20 protein-coding genes are annotated in these 26,833 nt (G+C 60.6%); 10 read left to right on the forward strand and 10 right to left on the reverse strand.

Annotated elements, in window-relative coordinates; all coding sequences use genetic code 11:
- Positions 1 to 6 precede the first annotated feature (6 nt).
- Positions 7 to 2,610, forward strand: a complete 2,604-nt coding sequence (gene clpB, locus WFJ47_RS08465) for an ATP-dependent chaperone ClpB (RefSeq protein WP_336762276.1) — start codon at positions 7 to 9, stop codon at positions 2,608 to 2,610.
- A gap of 143 nt (positions 2,611 to 2,753) precedes the next feature.
- Here the strand turns inward: clpB and WFJ47_RS08470 are convergent, their stop codons facing one another.
- Positions 2,754 to 3,737, reverse strand: coding sequence for an SDR family oxidoreductase (locus tag WFJ47_RS08470; protein ID WP_336762433.1), 984 nt, complete (start codon positions 3,735 to 3,737; stop codon positions 2,754 to 2,756).
- Positions 3,738 to 4,113: 376 nt separating this feature from the next.
- Between WFJ47_RS08470 and gyrB the strand changes: the two genes are divergently transcribed.
- Positions 4,114 to 6,567 carry a DNA topoisomerase (ATP-hydrolyzing) subunit B gene (gyrB, locus tag WFJ47_RS08475; RefSeq protein ID WP_127102162.1) on the forward strand — a complete coding sequence of 818 codons (2,454 nt, stop codon included), beginning with the start codon at positions 4,114 to 4,116 and terminating at the stop codon, positions 6,565 to 6,567.
- Complete coding sequence (locus tag WFJ47_RS08480) at positions 6,557 to 7,411, forward strand: DUF3108 domain-containing protein (protein ID WP_158625384.1); 855 nt, start codon at positions 6,557 to 6,559, stop codon at positions 7,409 to 7,411. The genes gyrB and WFJ47_RS08480 overlap by 11 nt, the downstream gene beginning before the upstream one ends.
- A gap of 52 nt (positions 7,412 to 7,463) precedes the next feature.
- Here the strand turns inward: WFJ47_RS08480 and WFJ47_RS08485 are convergent, their stop codons facing one another.
- A complete protein-coding gene (locus tag WFJ47_RS08485) occupies positions 7,464 to 8,138 on the reverse strand; it encodes an HAD-IA family hydrolase (protein WP_336762279.1) in 675 nt (224 codons plus the stop codon).
- A gap of 105 nt (positions 8,139 to 8,243) precedes the next feature.
- Here WFJ47_RS08485 and glmU point away from each other — a divergent pair, with 105 nt between their 5' ends.
- The 7 genes from glmU to WFJ47_RS08520 all read left to right on the forward strand — a co-directional run bounded on the left by glmU (position 8,244) and on the right by WFJ47_RS08520 (position 16,812).
- Positions 8,244 to 9,611 carry a bifunctional UDP-N-acetylglucosamine diphosphorylase/glucosamine-1-phosphate N-acetyltransferase GlmU gene (gene glmU / locus WFJ47_RS08490; protein ID WP_336762281.1) on the forward strand — a complete coding sequence of 456 codons (1,368 nt, stop codon included), beginning with the start codon at positions 8,244 to 8,246 and terminating at the stop codon, positions 9,609 to 9,611.
- Positions 9,611 to 11,434 (forward strand): glutamine--fructose-6-phosphate transaminase (isomerizing), encoded by a 1,824-nt coding sequence (gene glmS / locus WFJ47_RS08495; protein ID WP_336762283.1) that lies wholly within the window; start codon positions 9,611 to 9,613, stop codon positions 11,432 to 11,434. The genes glmU and glmS overlap by 1 nt, the downstream gene beginning before the upstream one ends.
- A gap of 31 nt (positions 11,435 to 11,465) precedes the next feature.
- Complete coding sequence (gene thiO, locus WFJ47_RS08500; protein ID WP_336762285.1) at positions 11,466 to 12,437, forward strand: glycine oxidase ThiO; 972 nt, start codon at positions 11,466 to 11,468, stop codon at positions 12,435 to 12,437.
- Positions 12,438 to 12,535: 98 nt separating this feature from the next.
- A complete protein-coding gene (gene thiS / locus WFJ47_RS08505; RefSeq protein ID WP_127102304.1) occupies positions 12,536 to 12,733 on the forward strand; it encodes a sulfur carrier protein ThiS in 198 nt (65 codons plus the stop codon).
- Between the two features lie 3 nt (positions 12,734 to 12,736).
- A complete protein-coding gene (locus WFJ47_RS08510; protein ID WP_336762288.1) occupies positions 12,737 to 13,510 on the forward strand; it encodes a thiazole synthase in 774 nt (257 codons plus the stop codon).
- Positions 13,507 to 14,118: a thiamine phosphate synthase gene (locus WFJ47_RS08515; protein WP_336762290.1), complete on the forward strand. Its 612-nt coding sequence runs from the start codon at positions 13,507 to 13,509 to the stop codon at positions 14,116 to 14,118. The genes WFJ47_RS08510 and WFJ47_RS08515 overlap by 4 nt, the downstream gene beginning before the upstream one ends.
- Before the next feature lie 105 nt (positions 14,119 to 14,223).
- The gene (locus WFJ47_RS08520; RefSeq protein WP_336762292.1) at positions 14,224 to 16,812 is read left to right on the forward strand and encodes a cation:proton antiporter; all 2,589 of its coding nucleotides are present in this window, start codon (positions 14,224 to 14,226) and stop codon (positions 16,810 to 16,812) included.
- Positions 16,813 to 17,072: 260 nt separating this feature from the next.
- Here the strand turns inward: WFJ47_RS08520 and WFJ47_RS08525 are convergent, their stop codons facing one another.
- The 8 genes from WFJ47_RS08525 to tmk form a co-directional block, all read right to left on the reverse strand.
- On the reverse strand, positions 17,073 to 18,581 hold the full coding sequence (locus tag WFJ47_RS08525; protein ID WP_336762294.1) for a SpoVR family protein: 1,509 nt from the start codon (positions 18,579 to 18,581) through the stop codon (positions 17,073 to 17,075).
- A complete protein-coding gene (locus WFJ47_RS08530; RefSeq protein ID WP_336762296.1) occupies positions 18,578 to 19,888 on the reverse strand; it encodes a YeaH/YhbH family protein in 1,311 nt (436 codons plus the stop codon). The genes WFJ47_RS08525 and WFJ47_RS08530 overlap by 4 nt, the downstream gene beginning before the upstream one ends.
- Before the next feature lie 20 nt (positions 19,889 to 19,908).
- Complete coding sequence (locus tag WFJ47_RS08535) at positions 19,909 to 21,855, reverse strand: PrkA family serine protein kinase (protein WP_127102310.1); 1,947 nt, start codon at positions 21,853 to 21,855, stop codon at positions 19,909 to 19,911.
- Positions 21,856 to 22,151: 296 nt separating this feature from the next.
- The gene (locus WFJ47_RS08540; RefSeq protein WP_127102311.1) at positions 22,152 to 22,937 is read right to left on the reverse strand and encodes an MBL fold metallo-hydrolase; all 786 of its coding nucleotides are present in this window, start codon (positions 22,935 to 22,937) and stop codon (positions 22,152 to 22,154) included.
- Positions 22,934 to 23,716 carry a TatD family hydrolase gene (locus WFJ47_RS08545; protein ID WP_336762435.1) on the reverse strand — a complete coding sequence of 261 codons (783 nt, stop codon included), beginning with the start codon at positions 23,714 to 23,716 and terminating at the stop codon, positions 22,934 to 22,936. The genes WFJ47_RS08540 and WFJ47_RS08545 overlap by 4 nt, the downstream gene beginning before the upstream one ends.
- An 11-nt stretch (positions 23,717 to 23,727) precedes the next feature.
- Positions 23,728 to 25,269 carry a methionine--tRNA ligase gene (gene metG / locus WFJ47_RS08550; protein WP_336762299.1) on the reverse strand — a complete coding sequence of 514 codons (1,542 nt, stop codon included), beginning with the start codon at positions 25,267 to 25,269 and terminating at the stop codon, positions 23,728 to 23,730.
- Positions 25,266 to 26,207, reverse strand: a complete 942-nt coding sequence (locus WFJ47_RS08555; RefSeq protein WP_336762302.1) for an AAA family ATPase — start codon at positions 26,205 to 26,207, stop codon at positions 25,266 to 25,268. The genes metG and WFJ47_RS08555 overlap by 4 nt, the downstream gene beginning before the upstream one ends.
- Positions 26,204 to 26,833 (reverse strand): dTMP kinase, encoded by a 630-nt coding sequence (gene tmk, locus WFJ47_RS08560; RefSeq protein WP_336762303.1) that lies wholly within the window; start codon positions 26,831 to 26,833, stop codon positions 26,204 to 26,206. Before tmk ends, WFJ47_RS08555 begins: the two co-directional genes overlap by 4 nt.

Genomic DNA, 26,833 nt, shown 5'->3' on the forward strand with positions numbered 1-26,833 from the left:
CAAGACATGAATATTGAGAAATTCACCGAACGTAGCCGCGGTTTTCTTCAGGCCGCATCGACCATCGCCCTGCGCGACTACCATCAGCAATTGACGCCCGAGCATCTTCTCAAGGCGCTTCTGGACGACCCGGAAGGGGCCGCGTCTGCACTCATCCGCGCCGCCGGTGGAAATCCCGATAGTGTCCGCATGGCCAATGACGCCGCGCTGGCGCGTTTGCCCAAAGTCCAGGGCGGCGGCGCAGGCCAGCCTCAGGCGACGCCTGATCTTGTCCGCACCCTTGATACAGCCGAACAGGATGCCCAGCGCGCGGGCGACAGTTTCGTGGCGCAGGATCGCCTGCTCGTAGCGCTTGCCGCGAGCAAATCAGGTGCCGGACAGGCTCTGTCCGAGGGCAAGGCCGATGCCAAGGCCCTTGAGCGTGCGGTGGCCGAATTGCGCAAGGGCCGGGTCGTCGATAGTGCGAACGCCGAGGCGGGGTTCGACGCACTCAAGAAATATGCGCGTGATGTCACCGCCGTTGCCCTGTCGGGTAAGCTCGATCCAGTGATCGGTCGCGATGAGGAGATTCGTCGCGCCATCCAGGTTCTTGCACGACGCACCAAGAATAATCCGGTCCTGATAGGCGAGCCCGGTGTGGGCAAGACGGCCATCGTGGAAGGCCTGGCGCTGCGTATCGTCAATGGCGACGTACCCGAAGCGTTGCGCAACAAGAAGCTGCTCTCGCTCGATATGGGTGCGCTGGTGGCCGGTGCGAAATATCGCGGCGAATTCGAGGAGCGGCTCAAGGCTGTTCTCAAGGAGATCGAAAGTGCCGAGGGGCAGGTCATTCTGTTCATCGATGAGATGCATACGCTGGTAGGAGCCGGCCGCTCCGATGGCGCAATGGATGCCTCGAACCTGATCAAGCCGGAACTCGCTCGAGGCGTTCTGCACTGCATTGGTGCCACCACGCTGGACGAGTATCGCAAGTACATCGAAAAAGACGCTGCACTGGCCCGGCGCTTCCAGCCGGTTTTCGTCGGTGAACCCTCGGTTGCGGATACTATTTCCATCCTGCGTGGCATCAAGGAGAAATACGAACTCCATCACGGTGTCCGCATCACCGATGGTGCCCTCGTCGCTGCGGCGACGCTGTCCAATCGTTACATCACCGACCGCTTCCTGCCGGATAAGGCCATCGATCTGATGGATGAGGCCGCGAGCCGTCTGCGCATGCAGATTGACAGTAAGCCAGAGGCTCTGGACGAACTCGACCGACGCATCATTCAGCTCAAGATCGAGCGCGAGGCCATACGCAAGGAAGACGACAGCGCGAGCCGCGAGCGTCTGGTGAAGCTCGAAGTAGAGCTGGCCGACCTGCAGGAGCAATCCGACACGCTGGGCGCGGCCTGGCATGCCGAAAAGGATCGTGTAAATGCGATCCAAAAGCTCAAGGAGCAGCTCGATCAGGCGCGCTCCGAAGTCGAGATAGCCCAGCGCAAGGGGGATCTCGGCAAGGCCTCTGAGCTGATGTATGCGACCATCCCGGGTCTCGAGCGTCAGATCGAAGAGGCCCAACAGGAGGAGCAGAAGGACGCCGCCCAGGCGGGCCTGTTCAGCGAGGCCGTGACGGATCAGGGGATCGCCTCCGTCGTGTCGCGCTGGACCGGTGTCCCAGTAGACAGGATGCTCGAAGGCGAACGTGCCAAGCTTGTGCGTATGGAAGACGAACTGCGCGAGCGCGTAGTGGGTCAGGAAGCTGCGCTCAAGGCCGTCTCCAACGCCGTGCGCCGTGCGCGCGCCGGCCTGCAGGATCCCAACCGTCCCATCGGCTCATTCCTCTTCCTCGGCCCTACCGGTGTGGGCAAGACAGAACTGGCCAAGGCGCTGGCACAGTTCCTGTTCGATGATGATCGGGCCATGCTGCGTGTCGATATGAGCGAGTTCATGGAGAAGCACGCAGTTTCCCGTCTGGTCGGCGCGCCTCCGGGCTATGTCGGTTATGAAGAGGGTGGTGTGCTGACCGAGGCCGTGCGTCGCAGGCCCTATCAGGTCATCCTGTTCGACGAGGTCGAGAAGGCGCATGAGGATGTGTTCAATATCCTGCTCCAGGTGCTGGATGACGGGCGTCTGACGGACGGGCAGGGACGTGTTGTCGATTTCCGCAACACGATCATCATCCTGACCTCCAATCTTGGTTCGGATATTCTGGCCCAGCAGCCCGATGGAGAGAGCACGGCTCTGGTTCAGGCGCAGGTCATGGCGGTGGTGCGCAGCCATTTCAGACCGGAATTCCTGAACCGTCTCGACGAGATCGTGCTGTTCTCGCGTCTGCAACGGGCCGATATGAACCGTATCGTGTCGATCCAGCTCAAGAGGCTGCGTGAGCTGCTGGCCGATCGCAAGATCACGCTGGATCTCGACCAGGCGGCCGATGACTGGCTCGCTGAGTCCGGCTACGATCCGGTCTATGGGGCGCGTCCGCTCAAGCGTGTGATCCAGCGCAGCCTGCAGAACACATTGGCCGGGCTCCTTCTGGACGGGACGATCTTCGATGGCCAGACCGTCCATGTCTCTGCCAATGACAAGGGACTGGTCATTAATGGTCAGCAGGCGGAGATCGACTGACCGGTCTGTTTCCAGGCGGTGTCCCTCGAAACCGATAGGACATCATGCGTAACGAGGGGGTGCATCGCCTGGACGCGATGCACCCCTTTTTGAACCTCCTTCACGCGCAAACAGGCATGTCAGAGTTACCGCGGGACCCGCTGTCACCCCGGCATACCAGTGCCGCCGGTAATGCCGTAGATTTGCCCCGTGATGTAGCTGGCTTCGGTCGAAGCAAGGGTGACGTAGAGCGGCGCGATCTCCGCCGGTTGTCCCGGCCGTCCCATCGGCACGGTGGTGCCGTATTTCTCGACAGCTGACATGGGTTGGCCACCACAGACCTGAAGCGGTGTCCAGAAGGGACCCGGGGCGACGGCATTGATGCGAATCCCTTTGGGGAGAAGCTGCTTGGCGAGCGATTTCGTCAGATTGGTAATGCCTGCTTTCGTCAGGCTGTAATCGATGATGATCTCGGACGGGTTATAGGCATTGGAGGACGCCGTGTTCACGATGGCGCTTCCGGGCGGCATATGCGGAATGGCCGCCTTGATGATCCAGAACAACGCATAGAGATTGGTCTTGAGCGTCCAGTCGAATTCCTCGGTGCTGAGTTCGAGAATACTGTCATGGTGATGCTGGCGTCCGGCACAATTGACCAGCGTATCCAGACGGCCCAGCGCCGTTGCGGCATCATTGACCAGCTTCTGGCAGAATGCCTCCGAGCGAATATCACCCGGCAGGGCAACGGCCTTGCATCCTGCCTTGCGGATCAGGGCGATAACTTCCCTGGCATCCTCTTCCTCCTGCGGGAGGTAGTTGATGGCAACGTCCGCGCCTTCGCGCGCAAAGGCGATGGCAGCGGATCGGCCGAGCCCGGAATCCCCGCCCGTGATGAGCGCGCGCCGCCCTGCCATGCGACCACTGCCCTTGTAGCTGCTCTCGCCGCAATCGGGCTTGGGATGCATGCGCGATTGCAGCCCTGGCCATTCCTGAGGTTGAGAGGCAAACGGGGCGTGGGGATAGAGCTTTTGCGGATCGGCCATAGGCGCCGCCCCCGCCTGTAACGATGCCCCCTGAGCAGATGCTGCCTGCGCGCGACTGGTCGCGGCCACGAGCCCGGCGAGCCCAAGCGTCGCGCCTTGCATCATGCCGCGTCTGCTGGGTGAGGTCGCTCGGGCATTGGCCCGGTCGGACGTTGGCGACGCATTCTCGGGGGGTAGAGCCGCAGAAGGGGGGATAGAGGGATCGGACGGGTTGCTCATGGCGTCGGAACTCGCTTTTGACAGGAAGGAACCGTGCCGGTCGGCCGACACATTATGAGAAGACGTCACGAGGCTTTGGGTTGCTATGCAAGGAGCGCTCGATGAAGACTCGGCCTCGTCACGTCGAAAGCTCGGTCCCTCGATTGCGACATTTCCGACAGGTGGGTTTCTTGGGTCCCCGGCCCGTATTCCAACGCCCTAGCCGTGGCTCGTCAGAGGGGCTATATTGATCGCTTGTTGCGAGTAGGAGCGTCACGCCAGCATGTCCGAACAGATCCGTCCGACCGAGTTGCCTGAGAACCTCGATGACGAAGCCGATTATGGCGCCTCATCCATCTCGGTTCTCAAAGGGCTCGATGCGGTACGCAAACGCCCCGGCATGTATATTGGCGACACGGATGATGGCTCGGGACTGCACCATATGGTCTTCGAGATCATCGACAACGCCGTGGACGAGGCGCAGGCAGGTCATGCAACACGCTGCATCCTGACGCTCAATGGCGACGGGTCGGTGAGCGTACGCGATAACGGCCGTGGCATCCCGACCGATATGCATGAGGAGGAGGGCGTAAGCGCGGCTGAAGTCGTGCTGACCAAGCTCCATGCCGGCGGCAAGTTCAACCAGAATTCTTATAAGGTCTCGGGCGGCCTGCATGGTGTGGGCGCGGCGGTGGTCAATGCACTGTCGGAATGGATGGAAGTCCGCATCTGGCGTAACAACACCGAGCATTTCATTCGCTTCCAGCATGGCGAGCGCGACGAGGCGCTGGCTGTCATCGGCGCGAGTGAAGAGCCGCGTGGCACGCTGGTCACATTCAAACCCAGCAAGCAGACCTTCACGAAAGTCGATTTCGATTTTGCCATTCTCGAACGCCGCATGCGCGAATTGGCGTTTCTGAATTCCGGCCTCGAGATCGTGCTTCGGGACGAGCGTCACGCCGAAAACAAGGAAGTGGTATTCTGCTATGAGGGGGGGCTCAGTGCCTTTGTGGAATATCTTGACGCGAGCAAGACCTCGATCGTCACCCCGCCCATCGTCGGTGCAATCGATCATGCCGAGAGTGGCATCCGCGTTGAGTTTGCGCTGACCTGGAATGACAGCTTCCATGAAACGATGCTGTGCTTCACCAATAACATCCCCCAGCGCGATGGCGGTACGCATCTGGCCGGGTTCCGCCAGGCCCTGACACGCGTCGTGGGCAAATACGCCGATACCGGATCGTCCAAGAACGCTGCCTCCCTCACGGGTGAAGACATGCGCGAGGGCATGACGGCGGTGCTGTCGGTGAAGGTGCCTGACCCCAAATTTTCGTCCCAGACCAAGGACAAGCTTGTTTCCTCCGAGGTGCAGCCTGTTGTGCATGTGACCGCGGCAGATGCCATCGGGCATTGGTTCGAAACCCATCCGCGTGAAGCCAAGGCCGTGATTGCCAAGGTGAATGAGGCGGCTGCGGCGCGTGACGCTGCCCGGCGCGCCCGCGAGCTTACCCGGCGTAAGGGCGTGCTCGATGTGTCCTCGCTGCCAGGCAAGCTGGCGGATTGTCAGGAGCGCGACGCGAGCAAGGCCGAATTGTTCATCGTCGAGGGTGACTCGGCAGGCGGTACGGCCAAGCAGGGGCGCGACCGTCGTTTCCAGGCTATCCTTCCACTCAAGGGCAAGATCCTCAATGTCGAGCGGGCGCGTTTCGATCGTATGCTCGGCTCTGCTGAAGTCGGTACCCTGATCACGGCGCTCGGCACCGGCATCGGTCGTGGCGATGTGGAGCAGGGTGGTTTCTCGATCGAGAAACTGCGCTACCACAAGATCGTCATCATGACGGACGCCGATGTTGACGGATCCCATATCCGCACGCTGCTGCTCACCTTCTTCTTCCGTCAGATGCCGGAGCTGATCGAGAAGGGATATCTTTATATCGCCCAGCCGCCGCTTTACCGCGCCAAGCGCGGTAACGAGGAACGCTATCTGAAGGACGATGCGGCTCTGGAGCAGTATCTGCTCGACAAGGCGCTCACCAATGCCACGCTGACCTTGTCGAGTGGCGAGGTGATCGCGGGCGAGGCGTTGATGGAGCGTGTCAAGGCCATGGGGCAGGTGGCGAAGACCCTGACGGCGATGGCGAGCAAGATTCCGGTCTGGGTGCTGGAGCAGGCCTATGTGGCGCGCGCCCTGTCCCTCGGGCATGAGATTGCCCAGGAACGCGCGCCTATCCTGCAGGCGCGTCTCGATGCCGCCTCGCCGGTCAATGAGCGCGGCTGGATGGTAGGCCCGACTGAAGACGGAGGCCTGCGGCTGGCGCGCAGCGTACGCGGCGTAGGTGAAGTCTATACGCTCGATGCCGTGCTGCTGCGTTCGGCAGAGGCGCGCTGGCTAGCGGGAGAAGGCGGCCGCATCGCCGGAGATTTCGAGGGTGCGGCGAAATTGGCGCTCGACAGCCAGGCCGTGGAACTTGCGGGTCCGGCCATGGTTTTCGACCGGGTGGTGCAGCAGGGGCGCAAGGGCCTTGCCATCAACCGGTTCAAAGGCCTTGGCGAGATGAATAATGAGCAGCTCTGGGATACGACCCTCGACCCGGCAACCCGCATCCTGCTTCAGGTCAAGGTGGGCGATGTGGAAGATGCCGGGCAAGTCTTCTCGACCCTCATGGGCGATGTGGTGGAGCCGCGTCGCGACTTTATCGTCGGCAATGCCCAGAAGGTCGCCAATCTTGACGTTTGAGTGTCTGACGTCGCGCGGGGCGCTTTCGCTGGGTGCGGCGCTGTTAGCGCTTGGCGGGCAGGCTTGCGCTGCCGATCTGGGCAATGGGGCGGCGGCACACTCAGCTGCTTCTCCCGCAACCAATGTGGGTCAGACAACCGCCATTTATCGGGTCTATAATCATGGCCTGCATGTGGTTGATGCCACGGCGGATTATACCCTGACGGAATTGGGGTACGGTATCAGGACCACGCTCCATGCCGGTGGGTTCATGAGCCTGTTCCTGCGCATGGATATTCAGAGTACGGCGCAGGGTCATTTCGACCATGACTGGGTTCACCCGGTGGGTTACGAAAGCGCTGGCTATTCGCGCGGGCGCCACCGCAGTGTTGTGCTGCAATACGCTGATGATGCGCCGCACATCGTGACTCTCGACCCCAAGGAGAGCGATCGTGAGGATGTGCCACAGGCCGAGCTGTCCCATTCAATGGACACGCTGAGCGCCATGGCGCTTCTGCTCGAGAATGTGCGCCATACCGGCAGATGTGACGGCAATGCCCATGTGTTCGATGGGCTTCGCTTGAGCGCCATGACATCGCATGGCCCCTTCAAGGGGGAGGTCCCCGAGACCTTTGGGCAGAAATTCAAGGGCATCGCGCTCCGATGCGATTTCGTCGGGCAGCAGGAAGCGGGGTTCATCAAGGACTCATCCCATCTCGACGTGATGAAGGCTCCGCATCCCGGATCCGCCTGGTTTCAGGACATTCCGGGTGTCGGTCTGACGGCAGTCCGTATCGAGTTCGAGCATCCCAAGCTCGGCCAGATGACGGCGGTGCTGGATCATACCCCCGTCATCCAGCCCTGATGGCGGGACGTTTCAGACGGTGGGACGCGTTGTCCCGCCGTCGAACGTACCCCTATATCGGTCGTGAGAGATCGTAGATCAGACGGGGAAGTTCGGCCACACAACCCGCGATGGCGGTGGCATGGGCGCTCATGCTGCGATCGCCGTAGCCCCAGCTGGCGAAAAGGGCTGGCATAGGCACTGCCAGAGCGGCCGCGATATCGTTTTGGTGATCCCCGATCATGATGCCATGTGTGGGCTCGGCATTGATCATGCGCATAGTCTTGCGAATATGATCCGGATCGGGCTTGCGGACGGAGAAACTGTCTCCGCCCCCAATGGCGTCGATCAGCGCGGCGATGCCCAGCTCCTCCACAATCGCCTGAGCCGCCTTGAGCGGTTTGTTGGTGCAGATCACACAGGCAATGCCGCGCTCATGCAGCGTGGTCAGCATAGACACTGTGTCCGGAAAAAGCCGGGTCTTCTCGGCGGCGCGTGGCTCGTAGAGTTCCAGGAAACGTCTTGTTGCTTCGTCGCGGTCGATCTTGTCAGTATCGCCCCCATAGATCAGGAGCCGGTCAACCAGTTTTCGTGCCCCGTCACCGATCATCCCCCTCACTGTCTCAGCATTGGGCTGATGCAGATCATAGGCTTTGAGAAGCGCCGCACCGCTCTCGGCCAGGTCGGGCAGGCTGTCGATCAATGTTCCATCCAGATCGAAAACGGCGGTCTTGATTTCGGTGCTCACGGGCGAAAGTCCTCACAAAGCGGGCGAATGCAATAATCAGCAATCCGAAGTGACAGAGCTGCGGTTTGACAGCTCTCTGTCGGGTTGGCTACGCCACGTAACGATATGACATCACTTTCCATTTCCGACGGCCAGCCCGTTCGCCATCACAAACCGACGACCGCCGTGATCCTTGCGGCGGGGCTCGGGACACGCATGCGCTCTAGCCTGCCTAAAGCTCTGCACCCGCTGGGGGGACGCCCCATGATCACGCATCTGATCGAGACGGCGAAATCCGTGTTCGACAGAATCGTGGTTGTGGTCGGGCCAGATATGGCAGCGCTCGAAAAGGCCGCGGCTCCCTGGCCCTGCATCGTGCAGAGCGAACGCCTCGGAACAGGTCATGCTGCCAGTATGGCGGAGGAGCTGTTCGGTGAGGGGGATGTCGCTATACTCTACGCCGATAATCCCCTGATCACCGAAGAAACCATGCGTATCCTGCTGGCGACGCGACAGGAGAGCGGGGTTTCGCTTGCGCTGCTGGCGATGCGTCCACAGGATCCTGGCCGTTATGGCCGCGTCATCGTTCGGAATGGATGCGTTCAGGAAATCATTGAGTGGAAAGATGCGAGCGAGGCGCAGCGCGCTATTGATCTGTGCAATGCCGGGGTGCTGTGCGCCGGTGCGCAGGATCTGCGTCGGTGGCTCGCCGCATTGGGCAATGCAAACGCCCAGGGTGAGTATTACCTGACCGATGTCGTGGCTCAGGCCGCACGTGAGGGCATCGTGCGTCACGCCGAAGCGCCTGCGGATGAACTGGCCGGTATCAATTCGCGTGCCGAACTGGCCGCTGCAGAGGCCAGCTTGCAGAAGCGTCTGCGTGTAGCGGCACTCGAGGCTGGTGTGACTCTCGTTGCGCCCGACACAGTCTTCTTCTGCACTGATACGATCATCGAGCCTGATGTGGTGGTCGAGCCCAATGTTGTGTTCGGGCCCGAAGTGATTGTCCGACGAGAAGCGCGTATCCGGGCATTCAGCCATCTGGAGGGATGTGTCGTCGAACGCGAGGCGATCATTGGCCCGTATGCGCGGCTGCGTCCTGGAACTGTCTGTGGCATTGCCTCCCATGTCGGGAACTTCGTCGAACTTAAGGCAACCCAACTCGGCGACGGGGCCAAGGCCAATCACCTCACCTATCTCGGTGATTCGACCATCGGCGCCCGTACGAATGTCGGGGCAGGGACGATCACCTGCAATTATGATGGCGTTTTCAAGCACCGTACCGTCATTGGTGACGACGTCTTTGTGGGATCCGACTCGATCCTTGTTGCGCCTGTGACGATAGGCAGCGGGGCGCTTCTGGCGGCTGGCGGCGTCATTACCGAGGATGTGGAGCCCGGCGCTCTGGCTCTGGGTCGTTCGCGACAGATCAACAAGGCAGAGAGAGGGCGTAGCATTCGTGACGCCCTGCGTGCGAAGAAGGAACAGGGCTGATGTGCGGAATCTGCGGCGTCGTCGGACACAAGAATGCCACTCCGCTCATCGTCGAGGCGCTTAGGCGCCTCGAATATCGCGGATATGATTCTGCCGGGATTGCCAGCCTGGAGGACGGGCGCATCGCCCGTCGTCGTGCGGCGGGCAAGCTCGATAATCTGCAGGCTGTACTGGATATCCAGCCTCTGACCGGTATCACCGGGATTGGGCATACGCGCTGGGCGACACATGGTCTTCCCAATGAGACCAACGCTCACCCTCATGCGACCGATCGTGTGGCGATCGTGCATAACGGCATCATCGAGAACTACGAGGAACTGAAAGCGGAGATGGTGGCGATCGGTCGCCATTTCACCTCGGAAACCGACACTGAATGCGTTGCCCAGCTGGTCGATTTCTATCTCGATCAGGGGATGGCGCCGCGCGAGGCCGCCAGCAAGACCCTGGGCCGCCTTCAGGGCGCGTACGCGCTTGCAATGATTTTCACCGGCCATGAGGGGCTCCTGATCGGGGCGCGCCACGGCGCACCGCTCGCGGTGGGCTTTGGCGAAGGTGAGATGTTTCTCGGGTCAGATAGTCTCGCCCTTGCGCCACTGGCGCGACGCATTGCCTATCTGGATGACGGGGATTGGTGCGTGCTCCAGCCTGATAGTGTCGAGTTCTATGACGCATCCGGGCAGCGTGTGCAGCGTGCTGTCCAGACGATCGCACTGATCGCGGGAACGGTCGGCAAGGATGGCTATCGCCACTACATGGAAAAGGAGCTCCATGAACATCCGGTGGTAATCGGCCAGACATTGCAGCGCATCATCGACCCCGTGACGCGTGACATCGCCCTGCCTGAATTCCCGTTCGATATGGCGGAATTGCCGCGCGCCATCATCACGGCCTGTGGTTCTGCGTTCTACGCTGGCCTGGTTGCCCGCTACTGGCTCGAGGCGGAGGCACGTTTGCCGGTCGATATCGATGTCGCTTCCGAGCTGCGTTATCGCAATCCGCCGCTCACGCCCAGAGGCATGGCGCTGATGATCTCGCAATCGGGGGAAACAGCCGATACGCTTGCTGCGTTGCGCAGCCTGCGTGAGCGTGAGCAGCACATCGTCTCCATCCTCAATGTCGAGGGAAGCACGATGGGCCGCGAGAGCGATGTTGTGCTCGGAATGGTCGCCGGCCCCGAGATTTCGGTTGCCAGTACCAAGGCCTTTACCGCTCAGCTCTCCGTTTTGGCCGTGCTGACCATCGCCATAGCCCGTGCACGTGGCGTGATGTCAACCAAGCGCGAGGGCGACCTCCTGGCGCATCTGCTGGATCTGCCGTCGCGGGCGGCTGAGGTCTTCTCGAGGGTGAGCGATATCCAGGCCATGGCGGCAGCCGTGTCAGAAGCGCGCGACGTGCTCTATCTGGGCCGGGGTATCTGCTTCCCGGTTGCTCTGGAAGGCGCCCTCAAGCTCAAGGAGATCTCCTATATCCACGCCGAGGCTTATGCGGCGGGCGAGATGAAGCACGGACCGATCTCGCTGATCGACAAGGATGTGCCCATTGTCGTCATCGCGCCTTCGACCATTCTGTTCGACAAGACGCTGTCGAATATCCAGGAGGCAAAGGCGCGCGGCGGACGCATCATGGCCTTTACCGACCAGAAGGGGGCGGAAAGGCTGAGCGGTCTGGCCGAACATATGGTGATCCTGCCCGATGTCGATCCGTTCGTGGCCCCCATCCTCTACACGATTCCGGTCCAGATCCTGGCCTATGAAGTGGCCCTGCGTCGGGGCACCGATGTCGATCAGCCGCGCAATCTCGCCAAATCTGTGACCGTGGAGTAACCTGCCCCAAAACAGTCAGGGGGCCGTAAAAATGCCAGGATCGGGACCAGCGATACTCATCCAGGGGGCGGGCGTAGCTGGCCTCGTGACTGCCGTCACCCTTGCGGAAAAAGGGGCTCAGGTCACTTTGCATGAGGCCGGTCCGCGCATCGGAAGTGGGGCCTCGTGGTATGCTGGCGGCATGCTCGCGCCGTGGTGTGAGGCAGAATCTGCACCGGAAGAAGTCACACGTGACTCACTGGACTCCCTGCAATGGTGGGCTGATCACGTTCCGGGCGTGTTGCGCAATGGCAGCCTTGTCGTGGCGCCGCCACGCGATCAGGTCGAGCTTGCCCGTTTCGGGCGCAGGACAAGCCATTTCGAGACGATTGACGCGCCCAGGATTGCAGCGCTCGAACCCGATCTTGAGGGACGTTTTGATAAGGCGTTGTATTTTGCAGAAGAGGGGCATGTTGATCCACGTCTCGCTCTGGCGCGTCTGAAGGAGCGCCTCCTAACCCTTGGGGGGCATATCCGGCTCGATACCACCCGGATCGACGAGGATTTCGATTGGGTCATCGATTGCACCGGTATCGAGGCGCGTGAAGCGGAACCGAAATTACGCGGTGTTCGCGGTGAGATGATTCTGGTCCGCTGTCTCGAGATGCGTTTGCACCGTCCGGTGAGGATGCTGCATCCGCGCATTCCGATCTATATCGTGCCGCGCGAGCAGGGCATCTTCATGGCGGGGGCCACCATGGTCGAGAGCGATGACGACCGAGCCATCACCGTCAGGGCCATGAGCGAATTGCTGAACGCGCTCTACACGCTGCACCCGGCTTTCGCCGAAGCAGAGATCATCGAGGCGAATGCAGGCATACGACCGTCTTATCCTGATAATGTACCCCGTGTGCATTGTGACGGGCGTCGCATTACCGTCAATGGTATGTATCGCCATGGCTTTCTGCTGTCGCCTGCACGCGCAGCGGAGGTGGGACGCATCATTTTCCCGGGAACGCGCTGATCCCGCTGCGGGACCGGTCGTTCTGATGTCATGAAACAGGCAGTGTGCACCTGCCTTCCCGCTGCGCGTTGCGCTCAGACGAATTTGGAGGAAACGCCTTGCAGATAATCGTGAATGACGAGACAAAGCGCATCAGCAGTCGCTATCTCTCTGAGATCTTGATCGAGCTTGGCTATGGCGGATCGAAAGTGGCGACCGCAATCGATGGGGTTTTTGTTCCCCGCTCAGCCCGGTCGGGCAGAGAATTGCAGGAAGGCGCGAGGCTCGAGATTCTCGCCCCGATGCAGGGGGGCTGATCGATGCGCGCTTATGGAACTGAACTTGCTTCACCCCTGATGCTGGGAACCGCCTTGTATGACAGTCCCGCTGTCCTGGCGGCCTCGGTCAAGGCGGCCCGTCCCGGGGCGGTGACTGTGTCACTGCGTCGCGAGTCGGCGGGCGAGCAGGCTGGCCAGGCCTTCTGGGAACTTGTACGCGGGCTCGACGTGCCTGTACTGCCCAATACGGCGGGCTGTCATACCGTGCGTGAGGCCGTGACAACGGCGCAGATGGCCCGCGAGGTTTTTGACACTGACTGGATCAAGCTCGAGGTGATCGGGCAGGGCGATTTGTTGCAGCCCGATGTCTTCGCTCTTGTGGAAGCTGCCCGCATCCTGACTGAAGAGGGCTTCAAGGTCTTTCCCTATACGACGGAGGATCTGGTCGTTGCCGAGCGGTTGCTGCGTGCCGGTTGCGAATTGCTGATGCCGTGGGGCGCGCCGATCGGGTCGGGCAGGGGGCTCAATAATCTTTTCGGCCTGCGCGCCTTGCGCGCGCATTTCCCGGAAATACCGATGGTGATCGATGCAGGCATCGGACGCCCCTCCCATGCCGTGACGGCGTTCGAACTTGGCTATGACGCCATTCTGATCAATACGGCAGTCGCGAAGGCGGGTGAGCCCGTCGCCATGGCGGAGGCCTTTCGCTTGGCGTGCGACGTCGGCCGCCTGGCTCGTAAGGCCGATCCCATGGAGGAACGTGACATGGCGGTGCCCTCTACGCCCACCCTTGGCAAGGCAGTATTTGCGTCATGACCAGCCGTCTTCCGTCTCCCATTTACCCAGTTGTCGATCACCCGCGTTGGGTCGATCGCCTCGGCGCGGCCGGGGCGCGGTTCATTCAGCTGCGACTGAAGAACCTCGATCCGGAAACGCTGCGCGCCCAAGTGATCGAGGGACAGGAGGCCGCAGTGCGCCACAACGTGCGCCTCGTACTGAATGACTACTGGCAACTCGCCATCGAGCTTGGCATCGACTACATCCATATCGGGCAGGAAGATCTCGACACGGCTGATCTCGATCAGATCAGGGCAGCGCGCATTGCCTTTGGGATCTCGACCCATTCGCATGAGGAGCTCGCGCGCGCCCTTTCGGTCGCCCCTGATTACGTCGCCCTCGGTCCGATCTGGGAGACAAAGCTCAAAAAGATGATCTGGGACCCCCAGGGTGTCGAGAAACTGGCGGAGTGGCGGCGTCTGATCGGCCCGGATATGCCCCTCGTGGCCATAGGTGGGATCACCCTTGCGCGCGCGACCTCCTGTATCGCAGCAGGAGCCGATAGTGTTGCCGCCGTGTCCGACTTCATCGCTTCGGACACGCCCGAAGCTCAGGTGCAAGCCTGGCTCGCGTCCTGCGGCCACTGAAAAGACTTAATATTTCTTTCAGGATGGCAGACGAACCCTCGCCGTTGCGGGGAGATTCGCGTATAGGATGTGGGTAACACAAAAAATGAGGGAGAGCGCGCGCCCATGATGGTGACGGGACTGGCTGCCATTATTCTGGCGCTGGCGCTGCTGATGGTTCTGATCAGCGCGGTACAGCCTTTGGCCCGGCGGCTTGAGGTTTCGGAAACCGTTCTGCTTGCGCTGGCCGGCATCGGTATTGGAGCGGCGGCGGATCTGCTGCTCCGCTCTTCACTCACCGAGATTTTCGACGGTGCCGCAGAAACACTGCTCTATTTCCCGATCAATAGTGAAGCGTTCCTGCTGATATTCCTGCCAATTCTGGTGTTTCAGGGGGCGCTTGCGATTGATGTGCGCCGTCTTGCGCATGAAACGGCCACCGTTCTGCTTCTCGCGGTCGTCGCGGTTCTCGTCTCTACGCTCACCATTGGCATGGCGCTCTATCCCTTCGCGGGTCAGACACTGGTCGTCTGTCTGCTTCTTGGCTCTATCGTCGCCACGACAGATCCGTCTGCGGTGGCGGGGATCTTTCGTGAGATCGGCGCTGCGTCGCGTCTGACCCGTCTGGTTGAGGGCGAGGCGCTGCTCAACGATGCTGCGGCCATTGCGATTTTTTCGATCCTCCTCGCCTCGGTGACGTCTCACCGTCATATTGAACTCGGCGAGACGGTGATCGATTTCTTCGCGTCCTTTGGTGGGGCGATGGTTGTTGGTGTTGCTGTCGGGCGTCTCACGCTGCTTCTGATTGCAGGGCTCGGCGGATCGGCGGCCGCCGAAATCACCCTGACACTGGCCCTGCCTTATGTCGTCTACATTCTCTGCGACGAATTCCTGGGATTTTCGGGGGTGGTTGCAACCGCGGCTTCGGGGCTCACGCTCTCTGTCTATGGACCTTCCACCTTCAGACCGCAGGTCTGGCGCTTCCTGAACGAACTCTGGGTCCAGCTCGTCTTCTGGGCTGGTTCGTTGGTGTTTGTCCTGGCATCCATGCTCGTGCCGCGCCTCCTGATCGGTATGACGCGCTGGGACTGCGTTTTGATCCTGATCGCGACGGTGGCCGGGATGCTGGCGCGAGGCGCAGTGGTATTCGGGTTGCTCCCCATTCTGGCGGCCTTCAAGCTCTCACCACCGGTGCCGGCACCATTCAAGACCACTATGGTCTGGGGTGGGTTACGCGGCGCCATCACTCTCGCGCTTGCCCTCGCCGTCACCGAAAACCAGCGCGTTTCCACCTCTACCGCGCATTTCATTGGCATCATCGCCACGGGTTTTGTGCTCATCACGCTCCTTGTGAATGGTACGACGCTGCGATACCTGGTGGTTTTCCTCAAGCTTGACCAGTTGCCTGCCATCGATCAGGCGATGCGCCATCAGGTGCTCAGCAGCGGTCTGGCGCAGGTGGCGGAGCGTACGCATACGCTCGCCGATGAACTCGGCTTTGGGGCAGGGACCCAGAAAACGATCATCGGGCAGATCGAGCGACGCGCGCAGGAGGAAAGCGAAGCCAACACCTTTGATACCGCTCTGGGCGACCGTCAGCGCGTGACCCTGGCGCTGATCACTATCGCCAATCGCGAGCGCTCATTGCTGCTGGATCTGTTTCGCATACGCGGCTTGTCACGCCGGGTCATGGAAACCCTGCTGCGCTCGTCCGAAGCTATGGTAGATGGCGCTCGGCTGGAGGGGCGCTACGGTTACGTACGCGCCCTGCGCCGCAGGCTGCGGCCCACCATGCGTTTTCGTGTGGCGCAGATGCTGCATCGGCGATTTCATATCGATCAACCGCTCATGTTCTGCATGTCGGAGCGGTTCGAGATGCTTGTCATCGCGCATCTGGTTTCGCTCTCGCTCATGCGCTTCATGCATGAACGGCTGGAGCCTACGTTGGGCACACGCATCGGGGAGATCGTTTCGGAGGTTCTTGGTCGCCAACGCCGTATGCTTGATGACGCCTTGGAGATGATGCGCCTGCATTATCAGGGCTATTCCGAAGCACTGGAGAGCCGCATCCTGCACCAGATCGCGCTGCGCCTTGAGGAAGAGGAATATGATGAACTCCTGTCGGATAACCTCGTCAGTGAGGAGCTTCATCGCGAGCTGTTGAAGGACGTCGAGAAGCGTCAGGAGCGCCTGGAGAAGCCTCTGCGCTTCAACCTCAAGAGCGGCATCGAACAGAGGCTGCGCTCTTTCCCGGCTTTTCGGGGCGTGCCAGATGGCGTCCTGCACGATCTCGCCATGAACATCTCGCTGCGTTTTGCCTCGCCGGGTGAGGTATTGCTGCGTCGCAATGGCAAGATCAAGATGGTCTACGCTGTCGTGGCTGGTCTGGCTGAGGTGCACATTGCCGAGCAGGACGTGCAGTTCGGGGCAGGGGATTTGATCGGGGCGGCACCGCTCATCAACGAGACATTCTCACGTGGAACGGTGCGGACACTCCAGTTCTGCCATCTGCTGGCGATCCCGGCCTCGCTCTTTCGTCGTCTGGTCGAGGAATATCCGATCGTGCGCCGCACCATTGATGAGCGCGCCGAGGCGCGCCTGGCGGAAGGCCACAGGCTCTCGCTGGTGCTAGGAGGGGACAAGGAACCTTTCATCCCGGCGAGGGAACTGATCAAGGCGGGAAACCGGGAGAGCACCAACGAAAGCAACAGCTGAGACGTTGTTGCGGCTTGAAATCTGCCTCATGTTCGTTTGCGTTCGATTTGCTCCATGGTGGGTAGATCGAACTTCATAGGGCAAGGTTTGGATCCATCCCACAAAGCCCCTCTACCGAATATCTGAAAGTTCGATAAGATATATTATGCCAACTCGCATATGGTTCGATCTGCGATCTGGCCGCCATTTCTGCCGCGCACTGCGATCGTGATCGCCATTCTGGCTGCGCGACTGTGTATCGCGCGCAGCCAGAATGCGATTCACGCCAAGGCGTAGCTGCCAAGTTCCGCGCCAGTCTGACTGTCAACTTCCTTCAGAATGACGCCATAACCCCAGAGCGCGCCGAGATGTTCCAGTGTGAGCCTTGCATCCGTAGGTTGCAGAAGCTTCCCTGGACGTGTGCGGTGCTCTAGGCGCAATATGCGGTCCCCTGTCAGGTCCGCCCCGACGATCTCGATCTCCTCAGCCAGCAAACCCGGATCGTAAGAGGCCGCTACAGAGCGCCGGATGTCGCGATAGCCAGGATCGTCATGAATGGCGTCGACGAGGAGATATGGTTGAGACAGATCGTCCTCGAGCCGGAACAACCTGAAGTCGCGCATAACCTTCGGTGACAGGAACTGCTGCACGAAACTCTCGTCACGATACTCCGCCCAGGCGTGGTGAAGCGTGCCGATGGGATCCTGGTTGCCCGCATGCCCGGGGAACCAGCGTTTGTCCTCCTCTGTGGGGTCTGTGCAGACGCGTGCGATGTCGGTCATCATCGCGAAGCCCAGCGCATAAGGATTGAAATTGGGCCCTCCCCCTTCATCGAAGCCACGCTGGGTGATGACGTTGCTGGTCGAGTGGATCACCTCCAGAATGGCAGCGTCGTCGATCAGCTTCTTGTCATGCAGGCGATGCATGATGAAGTTGTGCACCCAGGTGGCGCAGCCTTCGTTCATCAGCTTGGCCTGCGGCTGCGGGTAGAAATACTGCGCGATCAGCCGGACGATGCGGATGATTTCACGTTCCCAATTGGCCAGGCGCGGGGCGTGTTTCTCGAGGAAATAAAGAATATTTTCTTCAGGCAGGCCAAGACTCGCACCTTGATCATCCGCGTCGCTGCCGGTCTTCGCCTGATGCTGCGCCTCGGGGAGTGTGCGCCAGAGATCGTTGAAGTTCTCATCCTCATAGGCACGCCTTTCCCTAGCGCGCTCCTGCTCCTGACGCAGATCGAGCCGTTTGCTGCCTGTATGACGGTCGACGCCCTGGCTCTGCAGGGCATGGGCGGCGTCAAGGATCCGCTCGACCGCCCTCACCCCGTATTTCTCCTCGCAGCGGGCGACGTAGCCTCGCGCGAATTCGAGGTAGTCTAGGATCTGGGTTGAGTCGGTCCATTCGCGGAAAAGCCGGTTATTTTTGAAAAAATGGTTATGGCCGAAGGCTGCATGGGCAATGACCAGCGCCTGCATGGTGGCCGTGTTTTCCTCCATCAAATAGGAGATGCAGGGGCTGGAATTGATCACGACCTCATAGGCCAGGCCCATCAATCCCCGTTTATAAGCGTTCTCATGCGAGACGAAGCGCTTGCCCGCCGACCAGTGCGGATAGCTGATGGGCATGCCGTGAGACGTATACACATCGAGCATCTGCTCGGAGGTAATGATCTCGATGCGATTGGGATAGGTATCGAGCTTGAGCTCCTCGCTCGCTATGCGGTCGATCTCCCCATAGCAATCCCGCAATGTCGAGAAAGTCCAGTCTGTGCCGGTGTAGAGCATGGTCATTCCCCTGCCCGTTCAGCCGCGCGTCGGGCGAACAGATCCCTGAAAACCGGAAAGATGTCGCGTCTGTCCTGAACCTGACGCATGGCCAGTTGTGGCGTTGTATCGGCGATCGCCTTGTAGCCGCGCCATAGATCGGTCTCGCTGCGCAGCAACGCACCGCCCATGCTTACCTCGACATAGGCGAAATACTGCACTACTGGCAGAATTGCCTCGGTCATCAGGCGATTGACCTTGTTCATGTCAGACGAGATATTGTCTCCGTCCGAGACCTGGGCGACGTAGATATTCCACTTATCGGTGGGATAGCGCTCGGATTGTACCTGATGCATGAGGTCGAGCGCGGTCGAGACAACCGTGCCGCCGGTGCGCGGGTCTGTAAAGAAGACGTCCTCATCGACTTCTTCCGCCGTCTCGGCATGGCGAATGAAGACGATCTCCAGCTTTTCGTAACGTTTTTCGAGAAACACATGCAGCAGCATGAAAAACTGCTTTCCCAACTCCTTCATCTTTTCGGTCATGGACCCCGAGACGTCCATAATACAGAAGATTACCGCCTGCGTGGTAGGCTTAGGCACAGGGGTAAAGCGTCGATAGCGCAGATCCACCGGGTCGACCCAGGGGATACGGGCGATACGCTGGCGAAGCGCATCGCGCCCTTCGCGCAGTTCCTGAAGCTTCAGAAACTGGCTGTCTGTGAGCGGTCTTTGCGCCTCGAGCGCTGAGATCTCCTCCTCGACATCGAGTAATTCCTGAGGCTTGGGGCGCTTGAGCCCGATACGGCGTCCCATTGAACGCCGCATGGTCCGTCCGAGATCGATCTGGGACGGAGAACCATCGCTCGTCAGGCCTGAACGGCTCGTTGCGAGAGAGGTGGTCGAGGCGATTTCGCGTTTGACCAGATCGGGGAGTTCGAGATCGTCGAAGAAGAGATCCAGAAATTCGTCCCGCGAGAGCACAAAGCGATAGGCGTCTTCGCCGCCGCCCTGATCGCTCGCGCTCCTCCCCTCGCCGCCTCCCTCTCCTTCCCCGCCTGGCGGGCGCCGCAACCTGTCGCCCTTGACGAACTCCTTATTGCCGGAAAGGACGAAATGACGTGTTCCCGCGCTGAATTGCCTATGGAAGCTAGGCTCGTGCAGGACATCTGCCGGAATTGAAACCGCGCTATCCTGCCCGATCTCGCGAATGCGCCCCTGGGCCGCAGCGTCGCGCACTGCGCTCTGGATGGCTTGGCGCGCCCTGGAAAGGACGCGCTGGCGGTTTTCGGTGTTCTTGCCGTGCGGGTTCGGGCGTCTGTCTATGATTTCCATGAAACGCTCCGTGAGAGAGGTCAGGCCGACTGCTTGACGCGCATGTACCATTCGACGAGGCGCCTCACCTGACGCTCGGTATAGCCGCGTGCCACCATGCGGCTGACAAACTCATCATGCTTTCGCTCGCTGGTGCTGTCCTTTTTTGACCCGAAACTGATGACGGGCAGCAGATCTTCGACCTGGCTGAACATGCGCTTCTCGATTACGTCGCGGATCTTCTCATAGCTGGTCCATGACGGGTTGCGCCCGCCATTGCTGGCCCTCGAACGTAGCGAGAACTTGACGACCTCGTTTCGGAAATCCTTGGGGTTCGCGATGCCTGCCGCCTTCTCCGTCTTGCTCAGCTCAGCGTTGAGCAGATCGCGATTCATCAGCTGGCCTGTATCGGGATCCTTGAAATCCTGGTCCTCGATCCAGGCGTCGGCATAATCGAGATAGCGGTCGAACAGGTTCTGACCGTAGTCGTTGTAGCTCTCCAGATAGGCTTTCTGGATCTCATTACCGAGGAACTCGGCATAGCGGCGTGCGAGATCGGATTTGAGTGAAGCGAGATAGGCAGCCTCGGTTTCAGCCGGGAATTGTTCACGCCGCACCGCTTGCTCCAGCACATACATGAGATGCACGGGATCGGCTGAGATTTCGGAGGCATCGTGATTGAAGGTGGCTGAGAGAACCTTGTAGGCAAATCGCGTGGAGATCCCCTCCATACCCTCATCCACACCTGCGCTGTCCTTGTACTCCTGCATGGCGCGCGCCTTGGGATCGGTCTCCCGGATGTTCTCGCCGTCATATACGCGCATTTTCGCAAATTGCGTGGAGTTGGGATGGGTCTTGAGGCGCGAGAGCACGGCGAATTGTGCCAGCATCTCAAGCGTGTGCGGCGCGCAGGGCGCATCGCCCAGTGCCGAGGACTGAATCAGTTTCTCATAGATCTTCGACTCTTCGGTCACGCGCAGGCAGTACGGCACCTTGATGACACAGACACGGTCGAGGAAGGCCTCATTCGTCCTGTTGTTGCGGAAGGACTGCCACTCCGCCTCGTTCGAGTGCGCCAGAATCACACCTGTGAAAGGGATCGCGCCAATGTTCTCGGTGCCGACATAATTGCCCTCCTGAGTGGCTGTCAGCAGTGGATGCAGCATCTTGATCGGCGCCTTGAACATCTCGACGAATTCGAGAATGCCCTGGTTGGCGCGGTTCAGGCCGCCAGAGAAGCTGTAGGCATCGGGATCGTTCTGACTGAAGTTCTCGAGCTGACGAATATCGACCTTGCCGACCAGGGCCGAGACATCCTGATTATTGTCGTCCCCGGGTTCGGTCTTGGCGACCGCAATCTGGCGCAGCTTGGATGGATTGAGCCTGACAACGGTGAAGCGTGAGATATCCCCGTCGAAATCCTCGAGACGCTTGAGCGCCCAGGGGCTCGCAATGCCGGTCAGCACACGGCGGGGGATATTATATTGTTCTTGCAGCGAGGTGGCGAAACGCTCCGGGTCGAACAAGCCAAGCGGACTCTCGAAGACCGGACTGATCTGCTTGCCGGCCTTGAGCACGTAGATCGGTTCGCGCTCCATGAGCGTCTTGAGCCGCTCGCCAAGGGAGGATTTGCCGCCGCCAACCGGGCCGAGCAGGTAGAGAATCTGCTTGCGCTCTTCCAGACCCTGCGCCGCGTGGCGGAAGAAGCCCACAATCTGTTCCACCGCATCTTCCATGCCATAGAAATCGGCAAAGGCAGGATAGGTGCGCACGGTGCGGTTCATGAAGATACGGCTGAGCCGCGGATCGCGCGCCGAATCAAGCATGACGGGCTCACCGATGGCCTTGAGCATGCGTTCGGCGGCGCTTGCATAGCAGCTGGGGTCTTCACGGCACAGAGACAGGTAGGAGGCCAGCGACATCTCTGTTTCCCGACGTTCCTCACGAAAGGAAGAAGCCAGCGTAAAGACGTCCGAGAATGAACTCATGACTCGTATGCTCCGATAGATCCTGCCACTGGGCCGGGGGGCGAAACGGTCACACCCACCGATAGAGATGCAGGCGATAAGTCGGGAAGTCAGGCTATGGGGAACGACGAACGGCGAAGCGACGACAAAGGGTGCGGAGCCTCGAATTGCCCCGACATTACGTAAGACTGACCCGGAAATGCCGGATTTGAGGGGAATTCATGCGGTGTCGAACAGTACCGGACTGACCCGATATGATGACGCTATCGCGATGTCGAACCGCGCTTCAACAAAAAACTGGTTAATGCAAAAAATTTTCAGACGGTCAGGGTAAGCCCATCATAACCCGGCTCTATCCCCTTGGGCAGGCGTTGCCGCAGCGTCTCGAAATCCAGTGCCGGGCCCATATGCGTCAGGATCGCGCGCTCCGGCTTGAGCCTCTCGCACCAGGCGATGACGAGATCGACCCAGGCATGGGCCACATGGGGTTCATATTGAAAGCACCCGACAATCCAGGTCCTGACGCCCGTCAGCGCGTTCAGCGATTCCTCGCTCAGATGCTCGACATCGGTGGAATAGGCGAAATCGCCGCAGCGTATGCCGATTGTGGGAATGCGGTAATGACGCTGCTCGAAGAGCTGTAGATCGAGATCGCAGAGCTGCAGGCGATCTGTGGTTGTGATAAGATGCGGTTCCGGTACAGGGCGGAAAAATCCTGTGCCGGTCCATGGGCGAAAGGCATAGCTGTAACGTGCCTCAAGCTCACGCATGACGGTCTCGGTCGCGTAAAGCGGCAACGGCGCGTCAAGCATACGGTTGATGGCCCGTAACTCATCCAGCCCGGCCACATGATCTGCGTGCTCATGGGTGTAGAGCACGGAATGCACGACACCGATCTTCTGACGCAGCAACTGGGCGCGCAGATCGGGGCCGGAATCGACTAGAAGGCGTTTGCCGCTATCGGCCTCGATCACAATGGACGAACGCGTACGTTCGTTACGCGGGTTCTGCGGGTCGCACGCCCCCCATATCCCCTCACCGTCAGCGCCCCCCACCATGGGAACACCGCCGGAACCGCCACATCCGAGGATGGTGACCTTCATGCGGCGCGCCGGAACAGAGCGTGGAAATTGCGCGTCGTCAGCTCGGCCAACGCCTCAGGCGTCAACTCGCGTTCCTGAGCGAGGCGTGCTGCCGTATAGGCAACGTAGCCTGGGGTATTGGGCTTGCCCCGCTTCGGGACCGGTGCGAGGAACGGGCTGTCGGTCTCGACCAGTAGGCGTTCAGCGGGCATGGCGCGGGCGACTTCGCGGATCGTCTCGCATTTGGGAAAGGTGAGCAGGCCGGAGAAGCTCACATACCCCCCGAGATCGATGGCCACGCGCGCGAGATCCATCCCCGAGGCGAAGCAATGCAGCAGGAAGGGAAACGCTCCCTTGGCATGTTCGTCACGCAATATGGCGGCTACGTCGTCATCGGCTTCGCGGGCGTGGATCACCAGAGGCAACCCGGTTTCGCGCGCCGCAGCGATATGCACGCGGAAACTGGCCGCCTGCGCAGCACGCACCGGTACCCCGCCATGCAGGTAATCGAGACCTGATTCGCCTATGCCGATCACGCCTTCCGGCTCGGCCAGCCGGACCAAGGTGGCGAGCTCGGGGGGCTCCTCCTCATCCACATGATCCGGATGCGTGCCAATAGCGCACCACACCCGAAGCGCAGGCGTATCATGGCGCGTCAGATCGATCTGGGTCTGGGCGCGCGATAGCCGGGTGCCGATCGTCACCATGCCGGACAGCCCGTGCTCCTTGGCGAGAGCAAGCGCCGCAGGCACATCATCGAGCCGGTCGAGGTGGCAATGCGTGTCGATCAGCCCCGTCATGTGCGCCTCACTCACGCCGCACTCTCGGGCTCGACATAGCGCGGGAACAAGCCCTGTGGTGCTGGCAGCGGGATTTCGGCCTCGAGCGGGGCCGAGAGCGAGGCGAAGTCGCGTGCCGTCTCCGACACGCCAAGCTGCGTCAGGAGCTTGTCCATGGTGCCCGGCATATAGGGCTGCAGCATGATGGCAATATGGCGCATCGCCTCATGCAGCACCCGCAGAACGGTCGCCATACGCACGAGATCGGTCTTCTTCAGAGCCCAGGGGGCCTGGCGGTCGATATAGCTGTTGCAGGCACGGATGACCTTCCAGACCTCCTCGAGACCGTCTGTCAGCGCAAAACGTCCCATCTGGCCGCGCAGCAGCTCCGGCAGGAGCGATGCGCTGGCGAGAAGTGCCTGATCGTCGTCGCTCAGCGTGTCGAAGGCGGGGAGCTTTGCTTCACAGTTGCGGGCGATCAGGCTCAGCGTCCGCTGGGCGAGATTGCCGAGATCATTGGCCAATTCGACATTAAGGCGATTGACGAGCGAGCGCTTGCTCAGATCCGAATCCCCGCCGAACGGGACTTCGCGCAGCAGAAAGAACCGCACAGGATCAAGACCATAGCTGGCCACAAGATCGCGCGGGTCGATCACATTGCCGATCGACTTGCTCATCTTCTCGCCTTCGATCGTCCACCAGCCATTGGCGAATACCGATTGCGGCAGATCGATATCGGCAGCCATGAGAAAGGCGGGCCAGAACACGGCGTGGAAGCGAATGATATCCTTGCCAACGATATGCGCCGAGGCGGGCCAGTATTTCATGCGTTCTGCATCGAAATCCGGATAGCCAAGCGCGGAGAGGTAATTCGTCAGTGCGTCGAACCAGACATACATCACATGGTCCGGATCATTCGGGACCGGGATGCCCCATTTGAAGCTCGTGCGGCTGATCGAGAGGTCTTTGAGGCCCTGACGGACAAAGCTCACGATCTCATTGCGCCGACCCATTGGGCCGAGAAATTCCGGGTGCTGCTCATACAGGGCGAGCAGTCTGTCCTCGAACGCCGAGAGACGGAAGAAATAGGAGGGCTCGCGCACCCACTCGACCGGCGCACCGGTGGAAGCCGTCTTGCGGCCATCCGCATGGGTTGTCAGCTCATCCTCGGAATAGAAGCACTCATCCCGCAGGGCGTACCAGCCCTCATAGGCGTCGAGATAGATATGGCCATTTGCGGCGACCTTTTCCCAGAGCGCCTGAGCCGCCTGTTTGTGACGCGGCTCCGTCGTGCGTATGAAATCGTCATAGGAAATACCCATGGCGTCGGCCATGCTTCGAAAATCGCCCGCGATGCCATCCGTAAAGCTCTGGGTGTCGATCCCAGCGGTCTGGGCTGCCTGCTCGACCTTCTGTCCGTGTTCATCCGTCCCGGTGAGGAAGAATACGTCCTTGCCGTCCAGACGGTTGAAGCGCGCCAGAACATCGGCCGCTATGGAGGTATAGGCATGACCGATATGCGGAGCGCCATTCACGTAGTAGATGGGGGTGGTGACATAGTAGCGTGACGTCATGGGGCACTCGCAATGGCGGCTGCCTGTCTGACAGCCTGATTCTTGTCCAGGTTGAACCGCTCTGTCTCGCGCTGCAGCGCTTGAAGGGACGCGAAAGCCTCCGCGGCCTTGCTGGCTTCGGTCAGCTTCCCCTGCCCGGCCAGTTGTCTGGCCCGGTTCGCTAGCCCCTCTCCTAGCAAAGAACAGAGCACGGCAAAACCATCATCATGGCGCAGTAATCCGGCCAGTGTTTCCGGATCGATTGCCATGCGCCCCTCCATCAATGCCTGGGCCAGCTGGCGTGCGGCGTCGTCCGTGCTCTGGTCACTGGCGAGCACCCGCCCTGGTGCGCCCTGAGCCTGGGCGACAAGCGCGGGAAGGCTGTCGGCAGCCCTGCCGTGACGGGTGAGGACCTGACGCGTCTCCTCATCGGAAAGAGGATCGAGGCCAAGAAGTCGGCATCGGCTGCGTATGGTTGGAAGCAGCGCTGACGGTGCGGGACAGGTCAGGAAAAACACTGTGTCGGTCGGGGGCTCTTCCAGCAGTTTCAGAAGGGCGTTGGCGGCATTGCGATTGAGCGCTTCCGCAGCATCCACGATGACGACACGCCATGCCCCGTCGGCAGCCGTATGATGCAGAAAATCCTGAACCGGTCGGACATCGTCGATGACGATCTCCTGACGCATGCGCTTTCGCTTCTCGTCCATACGTCGGGTGATGAGAAGCAGGTTGGGATGCGTGCCGGCCGTGATCTGGCGCCCTGCCCGGCTTTGCGGGTCTGTGCCGCCCAGAAGCAGGCGGGCGCAGGCAAAGGCAAAGCTCGTCTTGCCGATCCCCGGTTCGCCATGAATCATCCAGCCATGATGCAGCCGCCCTGACTCATGGGCGCGGCGAAACAACAAGAACGCCTCCGCATGGCCTGTCAGAGGTGAGGCGGCAAGAGAGTCCCGCTCGCTCATGCCGGCAAAGAGGGGCTGACAATGGCGAGGATCGCTGCGGCCACATCTTCGGGGCTCTGTGTCGCGTCAACGGGGCGAATGCGCGCCGGGGCAGTTCGCGCCAGATCGGCAAAGCCCTGCGCGATACGGTGATGAAACTCGGCTTTTTCCGCTTCGTAACGATCGGGTTTCCCACCACGGGCGGCAATGCGCGCCGCGCCGATCTCGGGCGGCACAGTCAAGAGAAGCGTGAGATCGGGCTCGCAGTCGATCAGACCACGCAGGGCATTGATGAAGCCGAGAGTCACCACATCGCCCCGCGCCAGCCCGTAACCCTGATAGACGAACGTCGAGTCATGGAAACGGTCGCAAAGCACGATTTCATCCCGCGCCAGAGCAGGGAGGATGACGTGATCCAGATGATCGGCGCGGGCGGCCATATGGGCGAGGGCCTGCGCTCTGAGCGAAAGTGGTGCCTCGCTGAACAGGATCAGCTCGCGTAGGGCTTCCGCCCCCGCTGAACCGCCTGGTTCGCGGGTCAGGACGACCTTGCGGCCCTGAGCCGTGAGGGTCTGATGCAGCAGGCGGATCTGGGTTGATTTTCCCGCCCCCTCTCCACCCTCGAAGGTGATGAAAAGTCCTGCCAC

It is taken from the genome of Asaia sp. VD9 (assembly GCF_037150015.1).
Lineage (GTDB): Bacteria > Pseudomonadota > Alphaproteobacteria > Acetobacterales > Acetobacteraceae > Asaia.

Coding starts and splice junctions, on each gene's coding strand:
- thiO (WP_336762285.1), top strand. CDS start 11,466: ATGCCAGGATCGGGACCAGCGATACTCATCCAGGGGGCGGGCGTAGCT.
- WFJ47_RS08515 (WP_336762290.1), top strand. CDS start 13,507: ATGACCAGCCGTCTTCCGTCTCCCATTTACCCAGTTGTCGATCACCCG.
- gyrB (WP_127102162.1), top strand. CDS start 4,114: ATGTCCGAACAGATCCGTCCGACCGAGTTGCCTGAGAACCTCGATGAC.
- WFJ47_RS08530 (WP_336762296.1), bottom strand. CDS start 19,888: ATGGAAATCATAGACAGACGCCCGAACCCGCACGGCAAGAACACCGAA.
- glmU (WP_336762281.1), top strand. CDS start 8,244: ATGACATCACTTTCCATTTCCGACGGCCAGCCCGTTCGCCATCACAAA.
- WFJ47_RS08520 (WP_336762292.1), top strand. CDS start 14,224: ATGATGGTGACGGGACTGGCTGCCATTATTCTGGCGCTGGCGCTGCTG.
- clpB (WP_336762276.1), top strand. CDS start 7: ATGAATATTGAGAAATTCACCGAACGTAGCCGCGGTTTTCTTCAGGCC.
- WFJ47_RS08540 (WP_127102311.1), bottom strand. CDS start 22,937: ATGAAGGTCACCATCCTCGGATGTGGCGGTTCCGGCGGTGTTCCCATG.
- WFJ47_RS08470 (WP_336762433.1), bottom strand. CDS start 3,737: ATGATGCAAGGCGCGACGCTTGGGCTCGCCGGGCTCGTGGCCGCGACC.
- WFJ47_RS08510 (WP_336762288.1), top strand. CDS start 12,737: ATGCGCGCTTATGGAACTGAACTTGCTTCACCCCTGATGCTGGGAACC.
- WFJ47_RS08555 (WP_336762302.1), bottom strand. CDS start 26,207: ATGAGCGAGCGGGACTCTCTTGCCGCCTCACCTCTGACAGGCCATGCG.
- metG (WP_336762299.1), bottom strand. CDS start 25,269: ATGACGTCACGCTACTATGTCACCACCCCCATCTACTACGTGAATGGC.
- WFJ47_RS08525 (WP_336762294.1), bottom strand. CDS start 18,581: ATGACCATGCTCTACACCGGCACAGACTGGACTTTCTCGACATTGCGG.
- WFJ47_RS08535 (WP_127102310.1), bottom strand. CDS start 21,855: ATGAGTTCATTCTCGGACGTCTTTACGCTGGCTTCTTCCTTTCGTGAG.
- WFJ47_RS08545 (WP_336762435.1), bottom strand. CDS start 23,716: ATGACGGGGCTGATCGACACGCATTGCCACCTCGACCGGCTCGATGAT.
- glmS (WP_336762283.1), top strand. CDS start 9,611: ATGTGCGGAATCTGCGGCGTCGTCGGACACAAGAATGCCACTCCGCTC.